This is a genomic window from Endozoicomonas sp. ONNA2 (assembly GCF_024606365.1).
In the GTDB taxonomy this organism is placed as follows: Bacteria; Pseudomonadota; Gammaproteobacteria; order Pseudomonadales; family Endozoicomonadaceae; genus Endozoicomonas.
Window position 1 is genome coordinate 1 of sequence record NZ_JAHHPO010000233.1, and the last position, 4863, is coordinate 4863.

Annotated in this window: 5 protein-coding genes; 3 read left to right on the forward strand and 2 right to left on the reverse strand. The window is 51.2% G+C overall.

The window, feature by feature from the left end:
- Positions 1–66: 66 nt before the first annotated feature.
- Positions 67–615, reverse strand: coding sequence for a hypothetical protein (locus KDK14_RS04260; RefSeq protein ID WP_257263778.1), 549 nt, complete (start codon positions 613–615; stop codon positions 67–69).
- A gap of 190 nt (positions 616–805) precedes the next feature.
- On the opposite strand from KDK14_RS04260, the gene KDK14_RS04265 reads away from it, so the two are divergent.
- Positions 806–1030: a hypothetical protein gene (locus KDK14_RS04265; RefSeq protein ID WP_257263779.1), complete on the forward strand. Its 225-nt coding sequence runs from the start codon at positions 806–808 to the stop codon at positions 1028–1030.
- 49 nt (positions 1031–1079) lie between these two features.
- Here KDK14_RS04265 and KDK14_RS04270 read toward each other — a convergent pair whose 3' ends face one another.
- Positions 1080–1424, reverse strand: coding sequence for a hypothetical protein (locus KDK14_RS04270; RefSeq protein ID WP_257263780.1), 345 nt, complete (start codon positions 1422–1424; stop codon positions 1080–1082).
- A 145-nt stretch (positions 1425–1569) separates the two neighbouring features.
- On the opposite strand from KDK14_RS04270, the gene KDK14_RS04275 reads away from it, so the two are divergent.
- Positions 1570–2997 (forward strand): isochorismate synthase MenF, encoded by a 1428-nt coding sequence (locus KDK14_RS04275; RefSeq protein WP_257263781.1) that lies wholly within the window; start codon positions 1570–1572, stop codon positions 2995–2997.
- 99 nt (positions 2998–3096) lie between these two features.
- Positions 3097–4839, forward strand: coding sequence for a 2-succinyl-5-enolpyruvyl-6-hydroxy-3-cyclohexene-1-carboxylic-acid synthase (menD, locus tag KDK14_RS04280; RefSeq protein ID WP_257263782.1), 1743 nt, complete (start codon positions 3097–3099; stop codon positions 4837–4839).
- Positions 4840–4863 lie beyond the last annotated feature (24 nt).

Genomic DNA, 4863 nt, shown 5'->3' on the forward strand with positions numbered 1-4863 from the left:
GAGCAACGCAGGAGCAGTTGCCGCGTAGGGCAGTCTATTCTCGGACAGCCTCCTACTACCTACTAACTAGTTGTGGCGCGGGTAACGCCAGAAGTTAGGGCTGAAAGGCAGTGTCAGGGTGGTATCCACACCGGCAAGAGCGGCTTCCGGATGATATTTGCTCAGATGGTAGCGCACTCGCTGCTCCTGTTGTTTGGATACATCCACCATTATCAAATGTTTGCCTTTTACCAGATCATCGTGGAATCGGGCCGTTTTGTAATTCTCGCGGGTGATACCTGCCAACCCACCGCTCCAGGCACCAAACATAGTAAAGACGCCAGCGACCACCAGAAGGGCAGGTAGAGGGATATCTATCCCGATCGGGTTCCACCACTCAATCACTGTAGCCGCCAGCAGACCGGCAACACCGCCAATGACGGCGCCCATCTCTCCGGAGTGAATCACATCGTTTTCCTGCAGCATATTGGCACTGTGAACTTGTTTGTGATAAAGGCCCGCTTCGTTTCGGCTTAAAACATGGAGATGCCAGTCGGTGATACCATCCCGGTGCAGGTCTTCGGTAATTTTGGTAACACTGTCCAGTGAGCCAGTCAGGTAGTAAAGGCGTTTCATAGTAAACTCCTGCTTTACCGCACGCAGAATCTAAGCATAGAGTATAGATTATTCGGGAGTCTGACTGAGAATAGATTACCCTGCTACTATTCTCGCCAGGGTGTTATTCTAGGTAGTTGCCAACTAGTTGCCAACAAGTTGCCAGGTAGTTCGCCTCCCAAAGGTCCACGTTGTTTCAGGTGAGTTGACGATGAAGCAAATTAAAGTTGCAGTCAGAAAGAAAGGATCCAGAAACGCCCGGGAATTCAGTGAAGCAGACAATGAGCTGAAGCAGACCCTGGAGCGACTGGCAAAAAAGGGGCTGAACCCTATGCAGATTTGCCAGAAGCTGATTGAGCATGAGGTTAAGCATCCCGGCGGTGGGGACTGGACCTATGATCGGGTCGTTATGGAGTGTGAGCGGTTGAAAGTGTGATGCCCGGGCCGCCAGTCGATGAGGTTGTCTGGGCGCAGCCTCACCATTTTTATTTTTTTGTGGCCTTTAGCAGATTCTGGAAGCGGCGCTGTTTTTCTTCCTGAGTCAGCTTTGGGGCCGTTTCCGAGGGCTCCTGAATGAGCGGGCTGTAATCCAGTGCTGAAGTTTCTGTTGCTGTTTCCCGGGGGCTTGCGCGTTCCTGAAGCCAGGCATCCATCACATCAAGGGCCTCTAACAAGCCTTGATGCTCATCCGATACATTCATGTTATCCGCATCAACCATCTGGTCTATTTTTTTTACCAGGTTATTGCGAATTTGGAGAATTCGCTCCTCCGAGACCTGCTCCCTGTTCTGTTCCAGCCATTGTCTGGCTGACTCTCCATTGGTGGCCATAGTGAATTGTTACCTGTACTGATGAAACGGATCAAGGATTCAGTTCTGTATGAATTTCAGCGTTGAAAAAATCTCATGATAGAAAGTCAGGCGGAAAAATTCATCTACTATTACCATGTTTAACTCTCTTAATTGGCAGGATGTCTTGACCAGCGCAATCCAGGCTCAGTTAGCATTGATGGTGCAACAGTTGCAAAGGCTGATGTATCAACCTGTGCCTGAAAAGCAGCTGGTCAGAATTGAATGCCCTTTCCCTGCCATTCATCTGCAGGGCTTTCTGGCTGCGCAGAACTGCCGTGAAAGAGCGTTCTGGAGAGACAGGGAAGGCGATCACGCCATAGCTGTGCTCGGTTATAGCTGGTCACAAGCTTTATCCTGTCGCCAGGATCTGGCTTCTGCATTTGCCAGTGCTCACAAAATCCTGAGTCATTTGCCAGAGCATACCGACAGTCACTGCCTATGCTACCTCTCTTTTGCGGATGATGAAGCGTCAATCTGGCCTGCTTTTGGTTACGGAAGGATCATCCTGCCTCTGCTGGAATTGGTTGAGACTCGCAAGGGAACGGTGTTGGCTGTGAACCTCAGGTCTGACAACGCTTTGGAATACCATAGCAGTATTCGCAAGGCTCTGGAGATTATCTCAGCACTCAACTTTAGCCAGCAGTTGCCTGAGGCTGACTTTACTTTTCAGGTTGCGGGTTACCAGCCGGATGTGAGTGTCTGGCACCAACTGGTTGACAAGGCCCGGCAGGCTTTTGCATCTGGCGTGCTCGATAAGGTGGTGTTGGCCCGGGTAACGTGTCTGAAACTGGCGGGGCATCTTTCCCCATTCTCATTGCTTTACCCGTGGCAGCAGGCGAACCCCCATTCCTATCAGTTCCTGTTTCAGGGGCAGGGACAAACATTTTTTGGCTGCTCCCCTGAGCGACTGGTGAAGCGACTGGAAAATATTATCTCTACCGAGGCCCTGGCAGGCACCATTGTCCGTGGTCAGAACCTGTTTGAAGATGCCCAGCTGGCAAGCCTGCTGATGAGCGATGGTAAAAATATCCATGAAAACCGTCTGGTTCTGGATGATATCTGCCACAGGCTGCAACCCATGTGCCAGTCCCTGGAAGCGGATCGTAGCCACTGTGTTGTCAAACTTCACCATATTCAGCATTTGCGTTACCAGATTCGTGGCGTACTGAACCTCGACGTGTGCGATCAGCAGTTGCTGGACGTACTGCATCCTACCCCTGCCGTAGGGGGTGTTCCAAGAGAGGAGGCATTTTCGTTTATTGCAGCCAACGAACCCTGCCCCCGTGGATTGTATGCCGGAGTGTGCGGGATTGTTGGTATTCGAAAGAGTGATTTCAGTGTGGCCATTTGCAGCGCCCGTCTGGCTGGTAATGTCCTGATGCTTTACTCCGGTGCGGGTATTGTAAAGGACTCGGTGGCCGACGAGGAGTGGTCCGAGTTGGACAATAAAATTGCCACGGTACTGGATATTCTTGATCGTCAACAGGCCACCACATTGCCAGCTCAGGCACGGCAGTGTGTTGATAGTAATGATTATGCAGCGTTTTCTTAGATCCTGTTAACCCACCAGCAGATCAGCCTGAAAAACTGCATTGGCAATGAAAATCTTGCAATACCCTATCTGTGGCTGGCTGCCCGGGCCGGTGAGCTTATGACAGTTAAAACCGATTACGTAAATATCAACAGCATGTGGTCTGCAGTGCTGATTGAAGAACTGTGGCGACTGGGTGTCCGACATTGCTGTATTGCTCCGGGATCTCGCTCTGCACCATTAACCTTTGCCGTTGCAGCTCATCAAGGGATGACTCGCCATGTTCATTTCGATGAGCGAGGACTCGGTTTTTTTGCCCTGGGTCTGGCCAAAGCCAGCCAGGAACCGGTGGCTTTGATCACCACTTCAGGCACTGCTGTTGCCAATCTCTACCCGGCCATCATTGAAGCTCACCAGTCGGGTATACCGCTGGTGGTGCTGACGGCTGATCGTCCCCCTGAGTTGATTGACTGCGGCGCAAATCAGGCCATTGATCAGCGGAATATTTTTGGTAACTACACCGGAGCGACGCTGGATTTGCCAACCCCGGACAGGTCTATCTCCTTGCGATGGTTGCTGGGCAGTATTGATCAGGCGTATGCTCGCTCGTCAGTGTCGGGGCTGCCTGTGCATATCAACTGCATGTTTCGGGAACCGCTTTACCCCCATCAGGTGGAAGAAACTGTTCATATTGAAAATGACGTCTATCTTGCCAGTATCCAGCCATGGATAGCCTCGTTAAGGACTTATACTGAGTATTTTGTACCAGAGTTAACCCGGTTGCCCGATATTGGTCGATGGCAGCATTTTATCGATGGTAAGGGTCTGATTGTTGTTGGGCGGGTGATGCCTGAAACGAATGTTAATGTCATCGTGCAGCTATCGGAACGCTTGGGTTGGCCGCTAATTGCCGATGTGCAGTCACAGCTGCACGGCCATCCAAAGGCCATCAGGCATGCTGACCTGTTATTGGCCAGTTCAGCCAGCGAAAGCTTATTCGATAAGGTTGACCGTGTGCTGCACATTGGTGGTTACCTGACATCCAAACGGTTGGATCAGTTTATGGGGCGGCACCATTGGCAGGCCTATTGGATGCTTGATCCTGCTCCCAGAAGAGTCGATACAGGGCAGCGGCAGAATGTGCGGCTGGTGGGTGATATTGATTCGGTTGGTCATCAACTGTTACGGAGCAGTGAAGGGATACAAGCTGACAGGGAATGGAGCACACCATTGACAGCCCGGGCAGAACAGCTGGGTGAATTGCTCAACAGTCGACGGCCGGGCCAGTTGGGTGAGCAATGGCTCGGTGCTTCTCTGGGGGAATTGCTACCTCCGGGAAGCAGCCTGTTCCTGGGTAACAGTTTGCCCATTCGCATGGTGGATATTTTCTCAACACATCATTTGCCTCGGGTTTATGCCAGTCGTGGAGTCAGTGGCATTGATGGACTGATTGCCACTGCAGCAGGATGTGCGGCTGGAAATCAGGGGCCAATGGTTTTACTGATCGGGGACATCTCTTTCCTCCATGACCTTAACTCCCTGCACTTGGCGGCGCAGTGCAAAACGCCGCTGGTTATTGTGCTGATCAATAACGACGGTGGTGGTATTTTCTATGTGACCACCAGAGGATGTAGCAATGATGCCGCCCGAGTTAATGATTATTTTGTCACACCCCATGGCCTTGCAGCACAACATGCGGCTGAGCTGTTCGGCATTGATTACTTTGCACCACAATCCATTAATGACTTCAAGGCGCAGTTTAACAAAGCCTGCAGTAAGGTTGGCTGTACCATCATGGAAGTCTTTACTGAGTCGGGCCTGGGGGCAAAAAGTATCCTGATTACCACTGATCGTACGTCATGATACAGAGAAAGTTTATTTAAGAAT